Consider the following 22,333-nt stretch of genomic DNA (forward strand, 5'->3'; position numbering starts at 1 on the left):
CTTTCATCCTAGACCGGCAGCACGGATGCCACCAGCGTCTGCGTATAGGGGTGTTGCGGGTCGTCCAGCACCTGGTCGGTCAGGCCCGATTCGACCACCGTTCCGCCTTGCATCACCATCAAACGGTGCGCGAGCAGGCGCGCCACGCCGATGTCGTGCGTGACGATCAGTACCGAAAGATGCAGGTTGGTCGTGAGCGTGCGCAGCAAGTCGAGCAGGCGCGCCTGCACGGACACGTCGAGACCCGCCGTGGGCTCGTCCATGAACACGAGGCGCGGGCCCGTAACGAGATTGCGCGCGATTTGCAGGCGCTGTTGCATGCCGCCCGAAAACGCCGAGGGCAATTCGTCGATGCGCATGGCGTCCAGCTCCACGCGCTGCATCCACTGCTGCGCCGTGCTGCGGATTTGCCCGTAGTGGCGCGCACCGACGGCCATCAGCGGCTCGCCGATATTGGCGCCGGCCGAGACGCCCGCACGCAGCCCGTCGCGCGGATTCTGCTGCACGAAGCCCCATTCGGTGCGCGCGAGCAGGCGCCGGCGCGGCTCGGAAAGCGTGCGCAGGTCGAGCGTTTCGCCGTTCGCGCTCGTGTAGTGCAGCGCGCCCGAGTCGGACTCGGTGCGCAGCGCGAGCGTGTTGAGCAGCGTGGTCTTGCCCGAGCCCGATTCGCCGACGATGCACAGCACCTCGCCGGGATACAGGTCGAAGCTCACGTCGCGGCAGCCGTTGCGGCCGCCATACTGCTTCGTGAGCGATCTTGCGCTTAACAGCGGCGTCATGCGTTCTCTCCTGCTTCATTCGTTGCGTGCGCATCGATATGTTCGCGCCGGTCGTGGCAGTAGTCGCTGTCCGAGCAGACGAACATGCGTTTGCCTGCGTCGTCGACGATCATCTCGTCGAGGAAGCTCTCGCGCGAGCCGCACAGGGCGCACGCGTGCTCCCAGCGCTGCACTTCGAACGGATGGTCGTCGAAGTCGAGGCTCTTCACCGGCGTGTACGGCGGAATCGCGTAGATGCGACGCTCGCGGCCCGCGCCGAACAGCTGCAGCGCGGCGTTCATATGCAGCTTTGGGTTGTCGAACTTCGGAATCGGCGAGGGCGACGTGAGATATCGGCCGTTCACGGTCACCGGGTAGTCATACGTCGTGGCGATGCTGCCGTGCTGCACGATGTCCTCATAAAGCTTCACGCTGATGAGGCCATAGTCGGCCAGCGCATGCAGCTTCTTGCATTCGGCCACGCGCGGCTCGAGCCGGAACAGCGGCTCGGGCATCGGCACCTGGTACACGAGGATCTGCTTGTCCGTGAGCGGCGTTTCGGGAATGCGGTGCCGCGTCTGGACGATCGACGCCTCGCTCGTGCGGCGCGTGGTGGCCACACCCGTGGTGCGCGCGAAGAAGCGGCGGATGTTCACGGCGTTCGTGGTGTCGTCCGAGCCCTGGTCGATCACCTTGAGCGTGTCCTTCGCGCCGATGATCGCCGCCGTCACCTGGATGCCGCCCGTGCCCCAGCCATACGGCAGCGGCATTTCGCGCGAGGCGAACGGCACCTGGTAGCCCGGCACGGCCACGGCCTTGAGGAGGGCGCGGCGCAGCATGCGCTTGGTCTGCTCGTCGAGGTAGGCGAAGTTGTAGCCCGAGACGGCCTGCGTTTCGTGCGACGCGACTTCGGCTGCGGTGGATTGCAAGGTATCGGGCGCGTTCATGCGGCCTCCCTGTTTTGCGCGTCGGCATCGGCATCGGTGCCGGTGCCGTTTTCGTGCTGCGCGCGCAGCTTGCGCACGAGTTCCAGCTCGGCCTGGAAGTCCACGTAGTGCGGCAGCTTCAGGTGTTGTACGAAGCCCGAAGCTTCCACGTTGTCGCTGTGCGAGAGCATGAATTCGATGTCCTGAGTCGGCGAGGCGATCGTCTCGCCCAGCTCCTCGGCGCGCAGCGCGCGATCCACCAGCGCCATCGCCATGGCCTTGCGTTCTGCGTGGCCAAACGCGAGACCGTAGCCTTGCGTGAATTGCGGCGGCACGTCTTTCGCGCCCGCGAACTGGTTGATCATCTGGCACTCGGTCAAGTCGATCTCACCGATTTCCACGGCTTCGTCGAGTTCGTCCAGCATCATTTCTACGCACACCGAACCAAAGCGGATCTCGCCCGCGAACGGGTGCGAATGCGCGTAGCCGCGCTGCGTCGCATAGCCCATCGCGAGCAGGAAGCCCTCGTCGCCGCGTGCGAGATTCTGCAGGCGCACGGTGCGGTCGGCGGGGAACGCTAGCGGTTCGCGCGAGAGGTCGCCGGGCTCGCGCGCCTGCGGCGAGCGCGTTTCCTGCTCGATCAGGCCTTCCTTGTCGAGCAGGGAGACCACGCGCGGCATCGCTTCTTCAGGCGGGGTTGCTCGCGGCGCCTGGGGCGCGGCGCTCGTGGCATCGTCGCCTTCGGCGAGCAGCGCGAAGTCGAGCAGGCGCTGCGTGTAATCGTAGGTCGCGCCGAGCACCTGGCCGCCGGGCACGTCCTTGAAGGTCGCGGAAATGCGGCGCTCCACCACCATGTTCTCCGTTTCGACCGGCTGCGTGTAACCAAAACGCGGCAGCGTGGTGCGATACGCGCGCAGCAGAAAGATCGCTTCGACGAGATCGCCGGCGGCCTGCTTGATCGCGAGCGCGGCAAGTTCTTCGTCGTAGACCGAACCTTCGGCCATCACACGCGCCACGGCCAGACGCATCTGTTCGCGGATCTGCGCGACGCTCAGCTCGGGCACGCGCGTATCGCCGCGGCGCGCCTCGTCGAGCAGACGCCACGACGCTTCGATCGCGCGCTCTCCACCTTTGACGGCGACGTACATCAGTGCATCTCCACGAGAGTGGTGCGCGGCAGGCCCATCAGGCGGTCGCCGCACACGAGATAGAAGTCGATGCCGCACGGAAAGTGCGGCGCGAGGGCGGCGCGTTCGCGCCAGAAGCGCTCGGGCAGGCCGACGGGCGCGATGCTGCAGGTCGTTTCGATGCCGGGGCCGCGCAGCGTGAGCGGTGCGCCGCCGGCGAGCGAATCGACGCGCACGAACACCGTGGCCGACTGCTCCGGCGACTCGGGCGTGCCGCTCGCGAAGGCATCGAGCGGCGGCAGGGCGGCGGCGTCGTGCACATAGGCGAACGCGGCTTCGCGCGCTTGCTGTGCAAGCGGCGCACCTGCGTGAAAGCGCAGCGCGGCCGCGAGTGCGGCGTCGGGCTGGGCGAGCCACACCGGTGTGGCGTAGTCTGCGAGTGCGAGCAGCGACGCGAAGGCGGCGAGGCCGGCGCGCGCGGGGGACGCATCCGCCGCCGTGGCCGCCGGCAGCGGGGTTTCGACCACGCCGATCGTGCCGGGGCGCGCGAGCGCGTCGAGCAGCGTGCGGAACACAGTCTGCGTGTCGTGAACCGGATCGCCGAAGCCCGGCGCGAGCGCCGCGAGCAGATCGGGCGTCATGGCATTGCGTTGGTCGCTCATGCGTCACCTCGAACCATCGTGAAGAACTCGACCCGCGTGCTGGCGGCGTCGGCGCGGCGCGCGTCGCGCTGTGCGGCGAGACGCGCGGCGAGCGGCTCGATCAAGCTGGCGTGCAACTGGTCGTGGCGCGCGGGGAGCTGCAGCAGCGCGTCGGCGAGCGCGGCCAGCTCGGCGCGGCGCTTGTCGCGGCCCAGATGGCAGGCCACGCCGACCGGGCCGGACTGGCCGGCATCGCCGCCTTCGGTGCGTTCAGTGCTTGAGGCGCGCAGGCGCAGCGTGGCGCGCGTGACGGTGGCTTCGCCCAGATTGAAGGCGTCGCCGGTGCCGCCAATGCGCCCGCGTACCATGGCCAGTCCGGTTTGTGGCGGACGCAGCCAGTCGAAGGCGGGCTCGGGCGCACCGGCGAGCGCGGCGCTCAGCGCCGCTTCAAGCTCGGCGCGCGGGGTATGCGCGAGAACGGCCATCCATGCGCGCCGGCTCGCCGGTGCGGAGGATGGGGTGGAGGAAGCGTTCATCGGAGTTCCTGTGTCGTGAACGGGGGAGAACGGACATGGCAACTGCGCCTTTCGAACAGCCTTGTCTGGACCTCGATTGAACCATCTATTCATCTAAACGTCTAGACGTTTAGTAGTACAGTCGTCCAGTTCGGACGCAATGAAGGTTTTCATATTTCCATCACGCCCTGCGCACTACAATGCACAAAACGCTATTGGAACCGAGAGGAATGACAGCACCATGACATCGAACGACGAGGCGCCGTCCAGTCTGCTTGAGCGCGGCGCGGGTGTGGCGGTGTGGCGGCAGATCGAGCAGATCCTTGCGGCCGAGATCGCCGCGAAGGGCTTCGGCGAAGACGGCCGGCTGCCTAGCGAAGGCGAGCTTGCGCGCCGCTTCGACGTGAACCGCCACACGGTGCGGCGCGCGATGCTGGGTCTGGCGGCGTTGGGGCTCGTGAGCGTGGAGCAGGGGCGCGGCACCTTCGTGCAGCCCGGCGCGATCGACTACACCATCGGCAAGCGCACGCGTTTTACCGAGAACCTGAAGCGCCATCAGCATTCTGCGGCGGGCAAGCTGCTGTCGTCCTCGCGTGGCAAGGCCGACCCCACGGTCGCCAAGGCCCTGGGCCTGCGCGCGGGCGCGCTCGTCTACCGGCTCGAAACGCTGCACGAATCGGACGGCGTGCCGCTCACTTACGCGCGCAGCTGGTATCCCGCCGCGCGCTTCGCCGATTTGCCCGTGGTCATGGAGCGCGTCGACAGCACGTCGAAGGCGCTCGCCGAATTCGGCGTGACCGACTATCTGCGCAAGTGGAGCCGGATCGGCAGCGTGCTGCCCGAGGCCGAGGTGGCGCGGCGCCTGAACATCAACCGGCAGCAGCCGGTGCTGTGGGTCGAAAACGTCGACGTCGACCTTGATGGCGTGCCGATCAAGTACGGCATCACGCACTTCGCCGCCGACCGCGTGCAGCTGATGGTGGAGCACGACATATGAGCGTGCTGCACGAAGACTGGAACGAAGCCACGCGCTTCGCGCTTTACTATGCGCCGCCGCGCGAGTCGGCGTGGTGGCGGGCGGGCTGCGCGTGGCTTGGCCGCGATCCGGAGACGGGCGACACCCTCGCACCGCCGCCGTGGCTCGCGGGCTTGACGCAGCCGCTGGAAACGCTCACGGTCGCGCCACGCCGCTACGGCTGGCACGGCACCCTCGTGCCGCCGTTCCGTCTCGCGCCGGGCGTGACGCCAGCCGCGCTGCTGGCCGCCGCGCAGCAGTGGGCGCAGGGGCAGGCGCGCTTCGAAGCCAGTGTCGAAGCAGCGCTGCTCGGCCGCTTCGTGGCGCTGCGCCCCGCCGACGATGCCGCTGAAACCGCGCTGCGCGAGCTGGCCGCCAACGCACTGCGCGCGCTCGGCTCGCTGCGCGCCCCGCAAACGCCCGCCGAACTCGCGAAGCGCCTCGACGCGCCGCTCACGCAGCGTCAGCGCGTTTATGTCGAAACATGGGGCTATCCGTACGTGTTCGAAGAATTCCGCTTTCACATGACGCTATCCGATTCGCTGAACGACGCGCAAACGTGCGCGCAACTGGTCGATGCCTGGAACAGGCAGATGCACGATGCCAACCCGCTGCCGGTGGACGGCGCGGCACTCTTCGTCGAGCCCGGGCCGGGCGCGCCATTCGCGCTGTGGCGCCGCTTGCCGTTCGCGGGGGCTCGCGCATGAAGGGCGGCCTGATCTACGTAATGGGGCCTTCGGGCGCGGGCAAGGACACGCTGCTGCGCTACGCGCGCGAGCGCCTGTCCGGCGAAGACGTCGTCTTCGCGCATCGCTACATCACGCGCGAAGACAGCGGCGGCGAGAACCACATCGCACTCACCGAGGCCGAATTCGAGGCGCGTTCGCAGCGCGGCCTGTTCGCGTTGCAATGGCGCAGCCACGCGCTGCGCTATGGCGTGGGCGTGGAGATCGACCAATGGATGGCGCTTGGCTGCACCGTCGTGGTGAATGGTTCGCGCGCCTACGCGGGCGAGGCGTTCGAGCGCTACCCGCGCATGACGCTCGTGCATGTCGAGGCCGCGCAGCACGTGCTCGCTGCGCGCCTCGCTTCCCGGGCGCGCGAAACGCCCGAGCAGGTTGCGTTGCGTCTCGCGCGGCGCGCGCCGTTCGAGGTGCCGTCGGGCGCCGCGTTCGCGCGCATCGACAACTCGGGGCACCTGGAGGAGGCGGGCGGGGCGTTCGTCAAGCTCGTACTGCAGGTGGCGGCCGGATAGTCTCGGCGCCGTCCTCGAGCACCGCTTAACAGCCGCTTGAGGGCTCGAATGGGCCGGGGGATTTTTGGTTGGGTGCGGTTGCCATGAGAAGATGCAGGCGACCCGAGAACTCAACGAGAATGCCCTTGGACCGTTTCCAGGAGATGCAGATTTTTACGCGCATCGTCGACCGCCGCAGCTTCACGCAGGCGGCCGAGGATCTGAACCTGCCGCGCGCGACGGTCACCAACTCGATCAAGCGTCTCGAAGCGCGCCTCGGCGTGCGCCTGCTCGAACGCACCACCCGCCAGGTCAAGCCGACGCTCGACGGCGACGCCTACTACCAGCGCTGCACGCGCCTGCTCGCCGACCTCGAGGAAACCGAGGAGGCGTTTCGCGACACCGATCCGCAGGGGCGCTTGCGCGTGAACATGCAGGGCACCCTCACGCAGTATTTCGTGATGCCGCGCCTGCCCGACTTTCTCGCGCGCTATCCGCGCGTCGAGCTTTTCATCGGCTCGGGCGACCACTTCGTCGATCTCGTGCGCGAGGGCGTGGACTGCGTGCTGCGCGCGGGCGAGCTGGCCGACTCTTCGATGATCGCGCGGCGCGTGGCGCTGCTCGAGCAGGTGACCTGCGCGAGCCCCGCGTATCTCGAACGGCATGGCGACCCGGGGTCGATCGAGGCACTCGCAGGCACGCACGCGGACAATCCGGGCCGGCCCGGCCATCGTGCCGTGAATTATGTTTCGCCGGCCACGGGCCGCGCGCTCCCGCTCGAATTCACGACCGCCGACGGCATCGCCCGCGTGACGCTGCCGGGTCCGGTGGCCGTCAACGGCGCCGAACTCTATGCGGCGGGCGCGCTGGCGGGGCTGGGCATCGTGCAGGTGCCGCGCTACCGCGTGCGCGACCTGCTCGCCAACGGCGAACTGTGCGTCGTGCTGCACGCTCATCCGCCGCCGCCTTTGCCGGTCTCGGTGCTGTATCCGCAGAACCGCCAGTTGTCGCTGCGCGTGCGCGCTTTCGCCGACTGGCTCGTACAGGTGTTTGCCGAGGTTGCCTGAAACGGCTCGAGCACGCCGGGGCGGTTCGCCCGGTCGCGCCCGGTTGCGGTCAGTTGCCTTTACGTGCGCCGCGCGACCATGCCGGACACACGCGCCGCGGCTTGCTGAAGCGGATCGAGGAAGGTCTTCACCATCTGCTTCGCCGAGGTGCGCTGCGCGTTGCCGCTGATGTTCATCGCGGCGATCACGCGGCCCTGCCGGTTGCGGATCGGCGCGGAGATCGAGATGAGCCCGCCTTCCAGTTCCTGATCGACGATGGCCCAGCCCTGCTGGCGCACCTGGGCGATGATCTTCTTGAGTTCGCCGACGTCGGTGACCGTGCGCCCCGTATGCGCATAGAGCGGCGAGGAGCCGAGCGTTTCGTCGAGTGCGGCGTCGTCGAGCGAGGCGAGCAGCACGCGCCCCATGGAGGTGCAGTAGGCGGGCAGGCGGCTGCCGATCGAGAGGTTGATCGTCATGATCTTGTGCGTGGGCACGCGCAGCACATAGACGATCTCGGTGCGGTCGAGCACGGCCGCCGAGCAGCTCTCGTGCACTTCCTGCGACAGCTCTTCCATGACCGGCTCGGCGAGATTCCAGAACGGCATCGACGTGAGGTAAGCGAAGCCCAGATCGAGAATGCGCGGGGTGAGGCGAAAGAGCCGTCCCTCGGCTTCGACGTAGCCGAGCGTCTGCAGCGTGAGCAGAATGCGGCGCGCCCCGGCGCGCGTGAGGCCCGTGGCAGCGGCGACGTCGGTGAGGGTCTGCTCGGGATGCTCGGCGTTGAACGCGCGGATCACCGAAAGCCCGCGCGCGAACGACTGCACATAGGAGTCGCCCGGTTTTTCGGGAATCTCCTGCTGGTCGGCGGAGCGGTCTGGCGAGGCACTGGAAGCAGAATTCATGGGCGTGGCGTTCGGTCTTGCTGCGGCGCTTGAAGAACCTATCAAGATAACCCAAGCGATCGGTTTCGCCAACAAGCGGCAAAGGCGGCGAGGGCGAGGCGGGCGCACACTTTCGCGGCAGGGCGCCCGCGTCGACATCGATAGTGCCGCGTGGCATGACATGCGTCAAATGCGCGCGCCAGATCATTCGACATTCAGTTATTTGATTATAGTCAATTCATTGTGGCCAAAAAATGATTGTCGTGTGAATCGATTGTTAAAAAGCCGAATATCGACGGGGCCCGAATTTACAAAGAAATAAAAGTGATGTCGAAATTCGAATGAATCGGCGCATTTTTCGACCATTCTTCGATTGTGCCGCGCGCGTATCTTCGCGCCCTGTCTTCGCGTGCACGCGCGCTGTCCATCACGCCGAAACCTTCACACAGTAAGTGTTTGCGCGGTGAAAGCTATTGGAAAGATATTTGCGGCTTTCCGTCGCGCTCGCCTGGGCGAGCTTTGTCCCGCTGGCTAATCCTTAGCAAAGATCAAATTTTGAGATTGGTGCATTCCGTAGAATCGCGCTGAATACGATACGGGTGCATTTTGCGTGGCGAATTTGCGATGCAAATGTGTTGGGTGTTACGCGTTTTGGTGGACAACGGAAGAACAGGCAAACATGAAAGACAGAAAAGCCTTTAAAAGGTGGTTAATCCCCCTCGGCAGCGGGCTGCTCGTTTCTCTTGCGGGGTGCAGCGGCAATTTTGCCGTGCTGGACCCGAAGGGCAGCGTGGGCGCGGCCGAGAAGTCGCTCATCCTCACGGCCACATGGGCCATGCTGCTGGTCGTGGTGCCCGTCATCATCCTGACGCTCCTGTTCGCGTGGCGCTACCGCGCCTCGAACCGCAACGCGACCTACGCGCCGAAGTGGGCCCACTCCACGGCGATCGAAGTGGTGGTCTGGGCCATTCCGGCCGCGATCATCCTGTTCCTCGCCATCCTCACGTGGCGCACCTCGCACGAGCTCGACCCCTACAAGCCGCTGGAGTCGAGCGTGAAGCCCATCAACGTCGAGGTCGTCGCGCTCGACTGGAAGTGGCTCTTCATCTACCCCGATCTCGGCATTGCCTCGGTGAACCAGCTCGCCGTGCCGGTGGGCACGCCGGTCAACTTCCGCATCACGTCGGACTCGGTGATGAACTCGTTCTTCATCCCGCAGCTGGGCACCCAGGTCTACGCCATGGCGGGCATGCAAACGCGTCTGCACCTGATCGCCGACGAAGCGGGCGATTTCGACGGTCTCTCGTCCAACTACAGCGGCAAGGGTTTCTCGGACATGAAGTTCCGCACGCTCGCCACGAGCCAGCAGGACTTCGACGCGTGGGTGCAGAAGGTGAAGACGTCGTCCATCCAGCTTTCGATGGACGAGTACGCAACGGTCGCGAAGCCGCAGGAGAAGGCGCCGGTGCAGTACTTCTCGACCGTCGACCCGAAGCTCTTCAATAACATCATCGCGAAGTACAACAACGGGCACGTCACGAATTTCGACCCGTCCTGCGTGACCAAGGGGTAAGCAGCATGTTCGGAAAACTCACATTAGAGGCGATCCCGTTCGATCAGCCCATCATCATGGGCGCGGCGGCGTTCATGGCGCTGATCGTCGTCGGCGTGCTCGGTCTCGTTACCGTGACCGGCAAGTGGAAGTACATCTGGACCGAGTGGCTCACGAGCGTGGACCACAAACGCATCGGCGTGATGTACATGATCGTGGCGGTGCTCATGCTCGTGCGCGGCTTCGCCGACGCGGTCATGATGCGTATCCAGCAGGCCATGGCGTTCGATTCGCCCGGCTATCTGCCGCCGCATCACTTCGACCAGATCTTCACGGCGCATGGCGTCATCATGATCTTCTTCATGGCGATGGCGCTCATGGTCGGTTTCTTCAACCTCGTCGTGCCCCTGCAGATCGGCGCGCGCGACGTGGCGTTCCCGTTCCTGAACTCGCTCTCCTTCTGGATGACGGCGATCAGCGCGATCCTCATCAACCTCTCGCTCGTGATCGGCGAGTTCGCGAAGGTAGGCTGGCTCGCGTATCCGCCGCTCTCTGAACTGCAGTTCAGTCCAGACGTGGGGGTGGACTACTACATCTGGTCGGTTCAGCTCTCCGGTGTCGGCACCTTGATCACGGCCGTGAACTTCTTCGTCACGATCATCAAGATGCGCGCGCCCGGCATGACGCTCATGAAGATGCCCGTGTTCACGTGGACGGCGCTGTGCTCGAACGTGCTCATCATGGCCACGTTCCCGATCCTCACGATCGCGGTCGCGCTGCTCGGCCTCGACCGCTACGTCGGCACGCACTTCTTCACGAACGAGCTTGGCGGCAACGCCATGCTGTATCTGAACCTGATCTGGGCGTGGGGCCACCCCGAGGTGTACATCCTCGTGCTGCCTGCGTTCGGCATCTATTCGGAAGTGATGGCCACGTTCTGCAAGAAGCCGCTGTTCGGCTACAAGACGATGGTCTACGCCTCGTGCGCGATCATGGTGCTGGCGTTTCTCGTGTGGGCGCACCACTTCTTCACGATGGGTGCGGGCGCCGACGTCAACGCGTTCTTCGGTATCGCGACGATGATCATCGCCATTCCCACCGGCGTGAAGATCTTCAACTGGCTGTTCACGATGTATCGCGGCCGCGTGCACTTCACCGCACCCGTGCTCTGGACCGTCGGCTTCATGGTGACGTTCTCAATCGCCGGCATGACGGGCGTGATGCTCGCGATTCCGGGCGCGGACTTCGTGCTCCACAACTCGCTCTTCCTGATCGCTCACTTCCACAACGCGATTATCGGCGGCGTGGTGTTCGGCTACCTCGCCGGCCTGCAGTACTGGTTCCCGAAGGTGTTCGGCTTGAAGCCCAGTGAAAAGCTCGGCAAGGCGTCGTTCTGGTGCTGGTTCGTCGGCTTCTACGTGGCCTTCGTGCCGCTCTACGTGCTCGGCTTCATGGGCGCCACGCGTCGTACCAACCACTACGACGTGCCCGAGTGGCATCCGTACTTCGTCGTCGCCGCCATTGGCTCTGCGATCATCGCGCTCGGCATCGTGTTCCAGGTCCTCTTGTGGGTCATGGCCTTCGTGAACCGCAACAAGGCCGCATGCAAGGACGTGACCGGCGATCCGTGGGACGGCCGCACGCTCGAATGGGCAACGTCGTCGCCGCCGGCGGTCTATAACTTCGCGGTCATTCCGCGCGTGGACGACATCGACGCTTTCGCGCACATGAAGGAAACGGGCCGCGCTCCAGGCCTCGCCGCGAAATACAGTGACATCCACATGCCGTCGAACACGTCGGCCGGCCTCTTCATCGGCGTGTTCAGCCTCGTGCTGGGTTTCGCGGCCGTGTGGCACATCACGTGGCTGGCGGTGCTTGGGTTCATTGGCGTCGTGCTGACGGTGATCCTCAAGAGCTTCGGCAACAACGACGGTTATTACATTCCGGCCGCGAAGGTCCGCGAGATCGAAGAAAGCCGCTTTGGCACCGGCGCCGCCGTGGCCAAGCGCGACCTGGTCGCCGAGGAGGCAGTCTGATGTTACAGAAAACCAATGCGGCAACCCTTGCCGAACTCGATCACCACGATCACCCGCAGTCGCACTCGGTATTCGGCTTCTGGGTCTACCTGATGACCGACTGCCTGCTGTTCGCGGCGCTGTTTGCCACGTTCGGCGTGCTGAGCCAGCAGTTCGCGGGCGGCCCCACGGGCAAGGACCTGTTCGACATTCAGGGCGTGGCGCTCGAAACGGCCGTGCTGCTGCTTTCGAGCATCACGTACGGCTTCGCGATGCTCGGCGCGCACCAGCGCAAGAACGGCGTGGTGCTCGGCTGGCTCGCCGTCACCTTCATTCTAGGTGCGTCGTTCCTCGTGCTCGAACTGCGCGAGTTCTCGCACCTGATCGCCGAAGGCGCCGGGCCGCAGCGCAGCGCGTTCCTGTCGTCGTTCTTCACGCTGGTCGCCACGCACGGGCTGCATGTGTTCTTCGGCCTGCTCTGGATGCTCGTGATGATGATCCAGGTGGTGCGCACGCGCGAACTGGGCGAGCAGGAAGTCCGCCGCCTCACGTGCCTGAGCCTCTTCTGGCACTTTCTCGACGTCGTGTGGATCTGCGTGTTTACTTTTGTCTATCTCGGGAGCGTGCTCTAAATGGCTCAAACTCATGCAGAGTCGCACGGCAGCCTCGGCAGCTATGTGGCGGGCTTCATTCTTTCGGTGCTGCTTACCGCGGGCGCATTCGGCGTCGTTCTGCACGGTACGCTCGATGCCACCACGGCCCTGATCGTGATCGCGGTGCTCGCCTTCGTGCAGGTAGTCGTGCACCTCGTGTTCTTCCTGCATCTGAACACGTCGCCGGGGCAGGGCTGGAACGTGCTGTCGCTCGCGTACACGGTGCTGGCCGCCGCATTCCTGATCTTCGGCACCATCTGGGTGATGCACAACGTCGGCGCGCTCATGATGTCGCGTTAAGCGTTCGCCTCACTGGCTGGCGCCTCGCGCCCGCCTGAACTCGCGAAGCCGCACGGGCACCCGGCCTGTGCGGCTTTTTCGTTTTTGGAGCCAGGTCCGTGTGCTTGACACTCGTCCCAGGACGCGCCTATTATGGCCGTCAAATTGTTCGATTAACGATCATCGGTTCGACAGTCGAACAAATCGCACGAGGACGTGCGCGTTCGATCTGCCATTTTCGCCCGCGCAGTCCGTCAATCTCAATCATCTTTGCATGGGATCGCATCAAGTGCCTGCGATCGAAAGGAGACTCACATGACGGAAGCATTCATCTGCGACGCGGTTCGCACGCCTATCGGCCGCTACGCGGGCGCCCTGGCCCAGGTTCGCGCCGACGACCTCGGCGCCGTGCCGCTCAAGGCGCTGATGGAGCGCAACAAGGACGTGGACTGGACGGCGATCGACGACGTCATCTACGGCTGCGCGAACCAGGCGGGCGAGGACAACCGTAACGTCGCGCGCATGTCGTCGCTGCTGGCGGGCTTGCCGCAGGCCGTGCCGGGCTCGACGGTGAACCGCCTGTGCGGCTCCGGCATGGACGCCGTGGGCATTGCCGCGCGCGCGCTCAAGTCGGGCGAAACCGGGCTGATGATTGCGGGCGGCGTGGAGAGCATGAGCCGCGCGCCGTTCGTCATGGGCAAGTCGGCGAGCGCCTTTGCTCGCGACGCCGCGATCTACGACACGACGATTGGCTGGCGCTTCGTCAATCCGCTGATGAAGCAGCAGTACGGCGTGGACTCGATGCCGGAAACGGGCGAAAACGTCGCCGTCGACTACAACGTGAGCCGCGCCGATCAGGATGCGTTCGCGGTTCGCAGCCAGCAGAAGGCCGCTCGTGCACAGGCGGATGGCACGCTCGCGCAGGAGATCGTCGCGGTGACGATTGCGCAGAAGAAGGGCGATCCGATTGTTTTCTCGCGCGACGAGCATCCGCGTGAGACGAGCCTCGAGGCGCTGGCCAAGCTCAAGGGCGTCGTGCGCCCGGATGGCTCGGTGACGGCTGGCAACGCTTCGGGCGTAAATGACGGCGCTTGCGCGCTGCTCCTCGCCAACGAGGAAAACGCGAAGCGCTTCGGGCTCGTGCCGCGTGCGCGCGTGCTCGGCATCGCGACGGCTGGCGTCGCGCCGCGCGTGATGGGTATCGGCCCCGCGCCGGCTACGCAGAAGCTCCTCGCGCGTCTGAACATGACCATCGACCAGTTCGACGTGATCGAGTTGAACGAAGCGTTTGCTTCGCAAGGGCTCGCCGTGCTGCGCATGCTCGGCGTTGCCGATGATGATCCTCGCGTCAACCCGAACGGCGGCGCGATTGCGCTTGGGCATCCGCTCGGCATGAGCGGCGCGCGGCTCGTGACGACCGCCACGTATCAGCTGCATCGCACGCAAGGGCGCTTTGCGCTTTGCACGATGTGTATCGGCGTGGGGCAGGGGATTGCGATCGCTATCGAGCGTGTCTGATATCTGTTCGCCCTGAATTGAAAAAGCCGCGGATCGATTTGCTCCACGGCTTTTTTGTTTTGCTGCGCGCCCTCGTCTTCCCTTGTGGGGCTCTCGTTCAGGTTGGGTCGCCTGCGTGCGGTTGCGACGGCAACGCCGAACGGTCTGCCGCCCGCGCAAGGCCCATGTCGCGGTCGGCCGAGATGTGGCTGTTCGTTTCGCTCAAGCCCCTCTCGCTCATATGGCTCGCCGACCTGCCGTCCGCATGCAAACTGTGGCCGCGTGCGTGATGCCCCGCCCGGTCGCCCGCTCGGGCCAGCCCCCTGTCACGGTCCGCCGAAACGTGGCTCTTCGTGTTGCTGAATCCCACATGGCTCATATGGCCCAGCGACATCCCGTCCATGTGGCCAACATCCGAGTGCCCAACGCCGACGCCCGCACCCAGTGCGGCGCCATTGCCATTTCCGCCGCCGTTGCCGCCGCCGCTACCGCCACCATTGCCGCCGCCGTGCGCGTAAGCCGTAACCGATGCGCAAGCCAGCACGCAGGCCGCTGCTGCAATGATCGTTCGTGCTTTCCTCACTCTCGTCTCCCCCAGGACTTTCGACGCGTCGATTGTATGAGCAGCGTCGATCGCCGGGTGTGCCCCATGTGTAATCGTCTGTAAGTGCTGTATCGAGTCTGTCCTGCAGATGCAGTTGGCAACGCCACGCAAAGAGCAAGCATTTCGCGCCTGGCAACAATTGCGCGATCTGTTTCAACACACAATCGCACAAGAATTTGCGCCTCAGCAAACCCCTCGGCAATCAGCCGTATTTGTTGGCGGTAACTTGACCCGCTTCCGGCCAGGTAGCGTCCGCGCTTTAAAAGCCGCGCGTAGAATCGGCCGCACTTCGGCGCCACACGCCGATGCAAATACGGCAATCAGTTCAAACCCGTTTGACGAGGAGAATGTGAATGACGAAAGCAGCGATTCTGGCGGCGGCATGGGTGGTGGGCGTTGGCCTTTCGCAGGGGGCGTTTGCGCAAAACGACGCGCCTGCTTCGGCGCCGCAGGGACAAACCGCGCTCACCAGCGCGGCGCAGGAAGTGATTGCCAACGCAGAGCCGGTGCATATCCACGCGAAGATCGTCGGCATCGATCGCGCTGCGCGCGTCGTCACGCTGCGGGGGCCGCGCGGCAATGATGTCGATATCGCGCTCAGCCCGCAGGTCAGCAACTTCGACCAGCTCAACGTGGGCGACACCGTCGACGTGCTCTACAAGAACGCGCTCCTCATGACGGCCGAAAAGGTAACGGGCAAGGACAAGGGTATTCGCAAGCGTGTGGATACCAACGTGTATCTGCCCGCGTCGTCGGGCTACGACGCCGCGCGCCAGGTCGAAGTCCAGGCCACGGTGCAGCATATCAACGCGAAGAAGCGCGAGGTGACGCTGCGCGGCGCGTATCAGACCGTCACGCTGCAAGCCACGCCCGATATCGACCTCAAGACCCTGAAAGTCGGCGACACGGTTCACGCCGTGTTCGTTTCCGCTTATGCGACGCAGGTGACACCGGTTGCCGCCACGCAGTAAGCGCGCAAAAAAAAGGCCGGCGCATCGCGGCGCCGGCTTCTTGTTACGATCCGAACGGGCGCCTCAGAAGGTGCCCGTTTTTCGTCTGGTCGTTACATGCCCGCCATGCACATGTACTTGATCACCACGTAGTCGTCCACGCCGTAGTGGGAGCCTTCGCGGCCCAGGCCGGACTGCTTCACGCCGCCAAACGGCGCGACTTCGTTCGAGATCAGGCCGGTGTTGATGCCCACCATGCCATATTCGAGCGCTTCGGCCACGCGCCACACGCGGCCGATGTCGCGGCTGTAGAAGTAGGCGGCGAGGCCGAACTCGGTATCGTTCGCCATCCTGATCACTTCTTCATCGGACGAGAAGCGGAACAGCGGCGCGAGCGGCCCGAAGGTTTCGTCGCGCGCCACCTTCATCGCGGGTGTGACGCCGGTGAGGATGGTCGGCTCGAAAAAGCCGTGGCCGAGCGCGTGGCGTTTGCCGCCCGTGGTCACCTGAGCGCCTTTGGCGAGCGCATCTTCGATATGCGATTCCACTTTCAGCACGGCCGCTTCGTTGATGAGCGGGCCTTGCGTCACGCCCGCCTCCGTGCCGAGGCCGACCTTGAGTTTTTCCACCGCGTCGCGCAGTTTGGCCGCGAACGCGTCGTACACGGCGTCGTGCACGTAGAAGCGGTTCGTGCACACGCAGGTCTGGCCGCTGTTGCGATACTTCGAGGCGATGGCGCCGGCGACGGCCGCATCGAGATCGGCGTCTTCGAACACGATGAACGGCGCGTTGCCGCCCAGTTCCAGCGAGACCTTCTTGACCGTCGAGGCGCACTGGCTCATGAGCAGGCGGCCCACCGGCGTCGAACCCGTGAACGAGAGCTTGCGCACCGTGGGGTTGCTCGTGAGCTCGCCGCCAATCGCCTTCGGGTCGCCCGTCACGACGCTGAACACACCGCGCGGCACGCCCGCGCGCTCGGCCAGCACGGCCAGCGCGAGCGCCGAGAACGGCGTGGCTTCGGCGGGCTTGAGCACGATCGCGCAGCCTGCGGCGAGCGCGGGGCCGACCTTGCGCGTGATCATCGCGGCGGGGAAATTCCACGGCGTGATCGCGGCGCACACGCCCACGGGTTCCTTCGTCACGACGATGCGCTTGTCGTTGGCGGGCGTGGGGATCGTGTCGCCGTAAATACGCTTGCCTTCCTCCGCGAACCATTCGAGGAACGACGCGGCGTAGCCGATCTCCCCCTTCGCCTCGGCGAGCGGCTTGCCTTGTTCCGTGGTGAGGATGAGCGCCAGGTCGTCGGCGTTTTCCATCATCAGGTCGTGCCACTTGCGCAGGATGACGCTGCGCTCCTTCGCGGTCTTCGCGCGCCAGGTGGGCCAGGCGGCGTTCGCGGCGGCGATCGCGCGGCGCGTTTCGGCGGCGCCCATGCGCGGCACCGTGCCGATGACCGCACCGGTGGCGGGGTTCTTCACTTCGAACGTGGCGCCGTCTTCGGCGCCTTGCCATTCGCCGTTGATAAAGGCGCTGGTTTGCAGCAGCGATGCGTCTTTCAGATTCATGCTTGCACTCCGGACTGACTTCGATTCATTTAGAACGACGAACGGCACAGCGGCAAGCGCCGGTGTGCCGTTTCGCGGATGGCCCGCTGCTCGCGGGCCAGCAGGTGGTGGAGGCTTACGCCGGCACGCCCACGGCTTCCTTGACCGACTCTTCGAGGATCGCGAGCGCTTCGTCGAACACGGTGTCCTGGATCGTCAGCGGGAACAGGAAGCGCACGACGTTCGAGTACACGCCGCACACGAGCAGCAGCAGACCGCGGTTCAGCGCGGCGGTCTGCACGCGCTTCGTGAAGTCGGCGTCGGCTTCGTTTGTGCCCGGCTTGCAGAACTCAACCGCGTTCATCGCGCCGGGGCCGCGCACGTCGGCGATTTGCGGCACGTCGGCCTTCATCGCGTTGAGCCTGGCCTTGAGCTTGTCGCCGAGTTTCGTGGCGCGCTCGCAGAGCTTTTCTTCTTCGATGATCTCGATCACCGCGTGCGCCGACGCCACGGCCAGCGGGTTGCCCGCGTACGTGCCGCCGAGACCGCCGGGCGCTGCCGCGTCCATGACTTCCGCGCGGCCCACCACGCCCGAGAGGGGCATGCCGCCTGCCAGGCTCTTGGCGATCGTCATGAGGTCAGGCGTGACGTCGTAGTGTTCCATCGCGAACAGCTTGCCGGTGCGCGCGAAGCCCGTTTGCACTTCGTCGGCGATCAGCAGGATGCCGTGCGTGTCGCAGATCTTGCGCAGGCCGCGCACGAAGTCGGCCGGCGCCTGATAGAAGCCCCCTTCGCCCTGCACCGGTTCGAAGATGATCGCGGCGACGCGCTTCGGATCGATGTCGGCCTTGAACAGCATCTCGATGTGCTTGAGCGAGTCGGCCGTGCTGATGCCGTGGACCGAGTTCGGGTAGGGGGCGTGGTACACGTCGGCCGGGAACGGGCCGAACGCGAGCTTGTAAGGGGCGACCTTGCCCGTGAGCGCCATGCCCATCATCGTGCGGCCGTGGAAGCCGCCCGCGAAGGCGATCACGCCCGGACGGCCCGTATGGGCACGTGCGATCTTGACGGCGTTTTCGACGGCTTCGGCGCCCGTCGTGAAGAAGGCGGCCTTCTTGGCGAAGCTGCCCGGCGCGCGCTGGGCGACCTTTTCGGCCAGCGAGACGTACGACTCGTACGGCACGATCTGGTAAGCCGTGTGCGTGAACTGGTCGAGCTGCGCCTTGATGGCGGCGACGATCTTCGGATGGCGGTGGCCCGTGTTGCACACGGCGATACCGGCGGCAAAGTCGATGAAGCGGCGGCCTTCCACGTCCCACAGCTCGGCGTTTTCGGCGCGCTCGGCGTAGAAGTCGCACATCACGCCCACGCCGCGCGGGGTAATGGCGTTCTTGCGGCTTTGCAGATCGGCGTTCTTGCTCACGTTCATCTCCTGTGGAATCGGTGTCAGTTCTGAAGTTGGCTGGCGGACCGGCAAGCAGTCCATGTCGCGACTATACTCACGTTTGGCTCTAAATTTCAGAGCCATTCAGTGCAATCTTTAGGAGCCAATTTAGATGCGTGCGAGTGTTCTGTCTGATTGGCTGGCGCAACGGCTCGACCGCGGCAGCGCCCAGCCGGTGTACCGGCAACTGCACAAGCTGTTGCAGCAGGCGATCCTGTCGCGCGAGCTGCCGGCCGGGGCGCGGGTGCCGTCGTCGCGCCTGCTGGCGGCCGAACTGGGGATTGCGCGCAATACCGTGACCCAGGTCTACGAACAATTGGTGCTCGAAGGCTATGTCACGTCGGCGACGGGGCGCGGCACTTTCGTGGCGGACACGTCACCCGACGAGATTGTCGGGGCGACGGAAATTGGCTCTATGCAAACGCGGAAAAATAGCCGCGAGTCAGGAGCCGTGCTGCCTGCGGGAGACGTTGCAACTAACAGCCCCCGCGCGCAGGGCACGGAAACGCCTGCTGCGGGGGCACCCGCAGCCGCTGCGACAAGCGGACTGGAAGCCGCCACGCAGGCGCAGCGCCCCATAGCGCGCGCACTCTCGGCACGCGGCACGCGCCTGATTACCAGCGCGGGCGTATCGAAGCGCCAGGGCGGCGCGTTCATGCCCGGCGTGCCCGATGTCTCCCGCTTCCCCGCGCGCGTATGGACCCGTCTGCACAACAAGTACTGGCGCAGCCTGCGCCCGGACCTGCTGACCTACGCGCCCGGCGGCGGTCTCGCGCTGCTGCGCCACGTGCTGGCCGACTATCTGCGCACCTCTCGTTCGGTGCGCTGCTCGCCGGAGCAGATCATCATCACGACAGGTATTCACCAGTCCATCGACCTTGCCGTGCGTCTGCTCTCCGACCCCGGCGACACCATCTGGACCGAAGACCCCTGCTACTGGGGCGTGCGCAGCGTGCTGCACGTCTCGGGCCTCAATACGCGACCGATCGCCGTGGACAGCGAAGGGCTCAACCCGTCGGCCGGCGACTTCGCCGCGCCGCCGCCGCGGCTCATGCTCGTCACACCTTCGCACCAGTACCCGCTCGGCATGGTGATGAGCCTCGCGCGCCGGCGCATGTTGCTCGAGTACGCGCGCCAGCATCAGTGCTGGATCATCGAGGACGACTACGACAGCGAGTTCCGTTACGGCAGCCGCCCGCTTGCGTCGTTGCAGGGACTCGATACGGCGGGGCAGGTGATCTACGTGGGCAGCTTCGGCAAGACGCTGTTTCCGGGCTTGCGCGTGGGTTATCTCGTCGCGCCGGAAGCGCTGGCGGAAAGCTTCGCGACCGCGAGCGCCGAGCTGTATCGCGAGGGGCAATTGCTGCAGCAGGCCGTGCTCGCGGAGTTCATCGCCGAAGGGCACTTCACCTCGCATATCCGCAAGATGCGTGCGCTCTACGGCCAGCGCCGCCAGGTGTTGCTGGACGCCGTTGCGCGCCGCTACGGCGACGCGTTGCCCGCGATGGGCGGCGACGCTGGCCTGCACGTCGTGATGCAGCTGCCCGAGGGCAGCGACGACCGCGCCGTGGCCGAAGCCGCGCTCGCGCGCAATATCGTGGTGCGGCCGCTTTCGGGGTATTACTCGTCGCGCGAGCGCGCGAACCCGGGCTTGCTGATCGGCTATGCCTGCGTGCCCGACGAGGAGATCGCGCCGGCGTTCGACACGCTTGCCGAGGCGATCGATACGACCTTACCCGCGTTCGTGTGAGCGAAGCGGAGGCGCAGGCCGCTCACAGCCGGATCAGCACCGCCCCGCAAGTCACGAGCGCGCACGCCACCATGCGGCGCGCCGTGAGCTTCTCGTTCATGAAGAGCCAGCCGATCAGCACGGCGAAGATCGACGAGAGTTCGCGCAGCGCGGAAACCATCGCGATAGGCAAATAGCGGAACGCCTCGATCACGAGGCAATACGCCGTGAGCGCGAGCACGCCCGCGAGCATGCCGCGCGCGACCGCGGCCTTCGACGTGAACATCCGCGCCGCGCCGCCGCGCAGTTTGCAGACCACGAGAAACTGCGGGACGTTCCAGAGCAGATACACCCACATGATGTAGCTGATGCCGTTGCCGGCGAGGCGCGCGCCGAGGCCGTCGACGACCGAATACATCGCGATGAAAAGGCCCGTGAGCAGCGCGTATGGCACGCTCTCGCCCGAAAAGCGCATGCCGCGCCGGAAGGCGAGCGACATGATGCCGAGCGATACGAGCGCGACGCCGGTGGCCGCGAGCGCATGCAGGTCTTCGTGCGCGAACACGAGCGCGCCCCCGAACACGAGCAGCGGCGAAAGCCCGCGCGCGATCGGGTAGATCTGCCCGAAGTCGCCGCTGCGATAGGCGCGGATCAGCGTGAAGCAGTACACGAACTCCAGCACCACCGAAGCGGCGATATACGGCCAGCTCGCCTGCGCGGGCAGCGGCAGCACGCACACGGCGATCGCGCTCACGACGATGTACGGCACCGAGAACATGCCGAGCAGCCAAAGGCGGTCGCCCGAAAGATGGAGGAAGGCGTTCCAGCTCGCGTGCATGAGCGCCGAGAGCAGGACCAGCAGAACGACGAAACTGGCCATCGGGATTGCGAATCGAATGGTGTGTTGGAGACGCGGGCCGTTGCGGCCGCAATCGTGTGATTATTCCAGCGAACGCGTGTGGGCGCCAGAAATAGGGAAAAGCCGCGCGAGCCGTGGTTGGGTTTCTATTCGGCTCGCGCGGCTTTGGGGGAACGCGTCAGATCACGCGCGCGCGCAGTCTTGCGGAGATGAGATCGATGGCCGTGACGACGACGATCACCATGATGAGCACGGCGCTGGTCTGCTGATAATCGAACGAGCGGATTTCCTCATACAGCACGACGCCGATGCCGCCAGCGCCCACCATGCCCACCACCATCGCCGAGCGCACATTCGACTCGAACCGGTAGAGCGCATACGAGATCCACAGCGGCATGACCTGGGGCAGCACGCCGTAGATGATCTCGTCGAGCGGCGAGGCGCCCGTCGCGCGCACGCCTTCCACGGGGCGCGGGTCGATGGCTTCCACCGCTTCGGCAAAGAGCTTCGCGAGCACGCCGGTGGTGTGCACCCACAAGGCGAGCACGCCGGCGAACGGCCCGAGGCCCACGGCCACGATGAAGAGCATCGCGAACACCATCTCGTTGATGGCGCGGCATGCGTCCATCAAACGCCGCACGGGATGCAGCACCCACGCGGGCGCGAGATTGTGCGCCGACATGAGCCCGAACGGCACCGCGCAGACGATGGCGAGCGCCGTGCCCCACAGCGCCACCGCGAGCGTGACCCACATTTCGTGGGCATACGTGCGCCATTCCGAGAAGTTCGGCGGGAAGAAGCCGCGCGCGAACGTGCCCATGTTCGCAGAGTCGGTGAACAGGTCGAGCGGGCGCATGTCGGCGCCTTGCCACGCCACGCCGAGCAGCACGAACACGATGGCCCAGAGCGCGAGCGAGGACCAGCTGCGCTTGCCTGCCAGGCCGCTCGCCGCAAGGGCGGCCGCTTGCGGCGCGGCGGCGACGTTGGGCGCCGCCGCCGGCCCGGCAGCGGGCCTTGCGGCTTCTGACTGCGGCACGGCGCGTGAGCTGTCGAAATCCATT

The 22,333-nt window shown here is 65.6% G+C and carries 22 protein-coding genes and 2 pseudogenes; 13 read left to right on the forward strand and 11 right to left on the reverse strand.

From position 1 onward, the window contains the following. Nucleotides 1-8: 8 nt before the first annotated feature. The 5 genes from phnK to phnG are packed head-to-tail and all read right to left on the reverse strand — an operon-like array spanning nucleotide 9 to nucleotide 3,988. Nucleotides 9-779: a phosphonate C-P lyase system protein PhnK gene (phnK, locus tag AB4Y42_RS22530; protein WP_342919031.1), complete on the reverse strand. Its 771-nt coding sequence runs from the start codon at nucleotides 777-779 to the stop codon at nucleotides 9-11. Beyond that, on the reverse strand, nucleotides 776-1,705 hold the full coding sequence (locus AB4Y42_RS22535; protein WP_368695393.1) for an alpha-D-ribose 1-methylphosphonate 5-phosphate C-P-lyase PhnJ: 930 nt from the start codon (nucleotides 1,703-1,705) through the stop codon (nucleotides 776-778). The genes phnK and AB4Y42_RS22535 overlap by 4 nt, the downstream gene beginning before the upstream one ends. Then, the gene (locus tag AB4Y42_RS22540) at nucleotides 1,702-2,832 is read right to left on the reverse strand and encodes a carbon-phosphorus lyase complex subunit PhnI (RefSeq protein WP_368695394.1); all 1,131 of its coding nucleotides are present in this window, start codon (nucleotides 2,830-2,832) and stop codon (nucleotides 1,702-1,704) included. The genes AB4Y42_RS22535 and AB4Y42_RS22540 overlap by 4 nt, the downstream gene beginning before the upstream one ends. After that, nucleotides 2,832-3,473: a phosphonate C-P lyase system protein PhnH gene (gene phnH, locus AB4Y42_RS22545; protein ID WP_342919028.1), complete on the reverse strand. Its 642-nt coding sequence runs from the start codon at nucleotides 3,471-3,473 to the stop codon at nucleotides 2,832-2,834. The genes AB4Y42_RS22540 and phnH overlap by 1 nt, the downstream gene beginning before the upstream one ends. Continuing rightward, entirely contained in the window at nucleotides 3,470-3,988 is a 519-nt protein-coding gene (gene phnG, locus AB4Y42_RS22550; RefSeq protein WP_368688595.1) for a phosphonate C-P lyase system protein PhnG, read from the reverse strand. Before phnG ends, phnH begins: the two co-directional genes overlap by 4 nt. A 220-nt stretch (nucleotides 3,989-4,208) precedes the next feature. On the opposite strand from phnG, the gene phnF reads away from it, so the two are divergent. The 4 genes from phnF (at nucleotide 4,209) to AB4Y42_RS22570 (ending at nucleotide 7,283) form a co-directional block, all read left to right on the forward strand. Further along, nucleotides 4,209-4,964 carry a phosphonate metabolism transcriptional regulator PhnF gene (gene phnF / locus AB4Y42_RS22555; RefSeq protein ID WP_368688594.1) on the forward strand — a complete coding sequence of 252 codons (756 nt, stop codon included), beginning with the start codon at nucleotides 4,209-4,211 and terminating at the stop codon, nucleotides 4,962-4,964. Next, nucleotides 4,961-5,689, forward strand: a complete 729-nt coding sequence (locus tag AB4Y42_RS22560; protein ID WP_368695395.1) for a DUF1045 domain-containing protein — start codon at nucleotides 4,961-4,963, stop codon at nucleotides 5,687-5,689. The genes phnF and AB4Y42_RS22560 overlap by 4 nt, the downstream gene beginning before the upstream one ends. Further along, complete coding sequence (gene phnN / locus AB4Y42_RS22565; RefSeq protein ID WP_368688592.1) at nucleotides 5,686-6,237, forward strand: phosphonate metabolism protein/1,5-bisphosphokinase (PRPP-forming) PhnN; 552 nt, start codon at nucleotides 5,686-5,688, stop codon at nucleotides 6,235-6,237. Before AB4Y42_RS22560 ends, phnN begins: the two co-directional genes overlap by 4 nt. A 125-nt stretch (nucleotides 6,238-6,362) precedes the next feature. Beyond that, nucleotides 6,363-7,283, forward strand: coding sequence for a LysR substrate-binding domain-containing protein (locus AB4Y42_RS22570; RefSeq protein ID WP_368695396.1), 921 nt, complete (start codon nucleotides 6,363-6,365; stop codon nucleotides 7,281-7,283). Between the two features lie 59 nt (nucleotides 7,284-7,342). Here AB4Y42_RS22570 and AB4Y42_RS22575 read toward each other — a convergent pair whose 3' ends face one another. Continuing rightward, nucleotides 7,343-8,167: an IclR family transcriptional regulator gene (locus AB4Y42_RS22575; protein ID WP_254353659.1), complete on the reverse strand. Its 825-nt coding sequence runs from the start codon at nucleotides 8,165-8,167 to the stop codon at nucleotides 7,343-7,345. Between AB4Y42_RS22575 and AB4Y42_RS22580 the strand changes: the two genes are divergently transcribed. From AB4Y42_RS22580 to pcaF, 6 genes are all read left to right on the forward strand, one after another. Then, nucleotides 8,166-8,468 (forward strand): hypothetical protein, encoded by a 303-nt coding sequence (locus tag AB4Y42_RS22580; RefSeq protein ID WP_368695397.1) that lies wholly within the window; start codon nucleotides 8,166-8,168, stop codon nucleotides 8,466-8,468. The two genes, AB4Y42_RS22575 and AB4Y42_RS22580, sit on opposite strands and share 2 nt — an antisense overlap. Nucleotides 8,469-8,825: 357 nt before the next feature. Continuing rightward, the gene (gene cyoA / locus AB4Y42_RS22585; RefSeq protein WP_368688590.1) at nucleotides 8,826-9,719 is read left to right on the forward strand and encodes a ubiquinol oxidase subunit II; all 894 of its coding nucleotides are present in this window, start codon (nucleotides 8,826-8,828) and stop codon (nucleotides 9,717-9,719) included. A gap of 5 nt (nucleotides 9,720-9,724) precedes the next feature. Next, complete coding sequence (gene cyoB / locus AB4Y42_RS22590; protein ID WP_368695398.1) at nucleotides 9,725-11,734, forward strand: cytochrome o ubiquinol oxidase subunit I; 2,010 nt, start codon at nucleotides 9,725-9,727, stop codon at nucleotides 11,732-11,734. Continuing rightward, the gene (gene cyoC / locus AB4Y42_RS22595) at nucleotides 11,734-12,345 is read left to right on the forward strand and encodes a cytochrome o ubiquinol oxidase subunit III (protein ID WP_368688588.1); all 612 of its coding nucleotides are present in this window, start codon (nucleotides 11,734-11,736) and stop codon (nucleotides 12,343-12,345) included. The genes cyoB and cyoC overlap by 1 nt, the downstream gene beginning before the upstream one ends. After that, nucleotides 12,346-12,666 (forward strand): cytochrome o ubiquinol oxidase subunit IV, encoded by a 321-nt coding sequence (cyoD, locus tag AB4Y42_RS22600; RefSeq protein ID WP_254353663.1) that lies wholly within the window; start codon nucleotides 12,346-12,348, stop codon nucleotides 12,664-12,666. A gap of 294 nt (nucleotides 12,667-12,960) precedes the next feature. Further along, nucleotides 12,961-14,163 carry a 3-oxoadipyl-CoA thiolase gene (gene pcaF / locus AB4Y42_RS22605; RefSeq protein ID WP_368695399.1) on the forward strand — a complete coding sequence of 401 codons (1,203 nt, stop codon included), beginning with the start codon at nucleotides 12,961-12,963 and terminating at the stop codon, nucleotides 14,161-14,163. A gap of 97 nt (nucleotides 14,164-14,260) precedes the next feature. Here pcaF and AB4Y42_RS22610 read toward each other — a convergent pair whose 3' ends face one another. Then, complete coding sequence (locus AB4Y42_RS22610) at nucleotides 14,261-14,725, reverse strand: hypothetical protein (RefSeq protein ID WP_368695400.1); 465 nt, start codon at nucleotides 14,723-14,725, stop codon at nucleotides 14,261-14,263. Between the two features lie 374 nt (nucleotides 14,726-15,099). Between AB4Y42_RS22610 and AB4Y42_RS22615 the strand changes: the two genes are divergently transcribed. Continuing rightward, nucleotides 15,100-15,717, forward strand: a complete 618-nt coding sequence (locus tag AB4Y42_RS22615) for a hypothetical protein (RefSeq protein WP_368688584.1) — start codon at nucleotides 15,100-15,102, stop codon at nucleotides 15,715-15,717. A gap of 92 nt (nucleotides 15,718-15,809) precedes the next feature. On the opposite strand, the gene gabD is transcribed toward AB4Y42_RS22615, so the two are convergent. Together gabD and gabT are read right to left on the reverse strand one after the other, a co-directional pair. Next, complete coding sequence (gabD, locus tag AB4Y42_RS22620) at nucleotides 15,810-17,261, reverse strand: NADP-dependent succinate-semialdehyde dehydrogenase (protein ID WP_368695401.1); 1,452 nt, start codon at nucleotides 17,259-17,261, stop codon at nucleotides 15,810-15,812. A gap of 115 nt (nucleotides 17,262-17,376) precedes the next feature. Beyond that, nucleotides 17,377-18,669, reverse strand: a complete 1,293-nt coding sequence (gene gabT / locus AB4Y42_RS22625) for a 4-aminobutyrate--2-oxoglutarate transaminase (protein WP_368695402.1) — start codon at nucleotides 18,667-18,669, stop codon at nucleotides 17,377-17,379. A gap of 127 nt (nucleotides 18,670-18,796) precedes the next feature. Between gabT and AB4Y42_RS22630 the strand changes: the two are divergent. Continuing rightward, a pseudogene (locus tag AB4Y42_RS22630) lies at nucleotides 18,797-19,084 on the forward strand (GntR family transcriptional regulator); the annotation flags it as partial. 180 nt (nucleotides 19,085-19,264) lie between these two features. After that, nucleotides 19,265-20,434 (forward strand): annotated as a pseudogene (locus tag AB4Y42_RS22635) (PLP-dependent aminotransferase family protein); the annotation flags it as partial. Nucleotides 20,435-20,456: 22 nt separating this feature from the next. Here AB4Y42_RS22635 and AB4Y42_RS22640 read toward each other — a convergent pair. Beyond that, nucleotides 20,457-21,293, reverse strand: coding sequence for an EamA family transporter (locus AB4Y42_RS22640; RefSeq protein ID WP_368695403.1), 837 nt, complete (start codon nucleotides 21,291-21,293; stop codon nucleotides 20,457-20,459). Between the two features lie 157 nt (nucleotides 21,294-21,450). Next, entirely contained in the window at nucleotides 21,451-22,332 is an 882-nt protein-coding gene (phnE, locus tag AB4Y42_RS22645; protein ID WP_368688580.1) for a phosphonate ABC transporter, permease protein PhnE, read from the reverse strand. Nucleotide 22,333: the final 1 nt, after the last annotated feature.

This window comes from Paraburkholderia sp. EG286B (assembly GCF_040965655.1).
GTDB lineage: Bacteria > Pseudomonadota > Gammaproteobacteria > Burkholderiales > Burkholderiaceae > Paraburkholderia.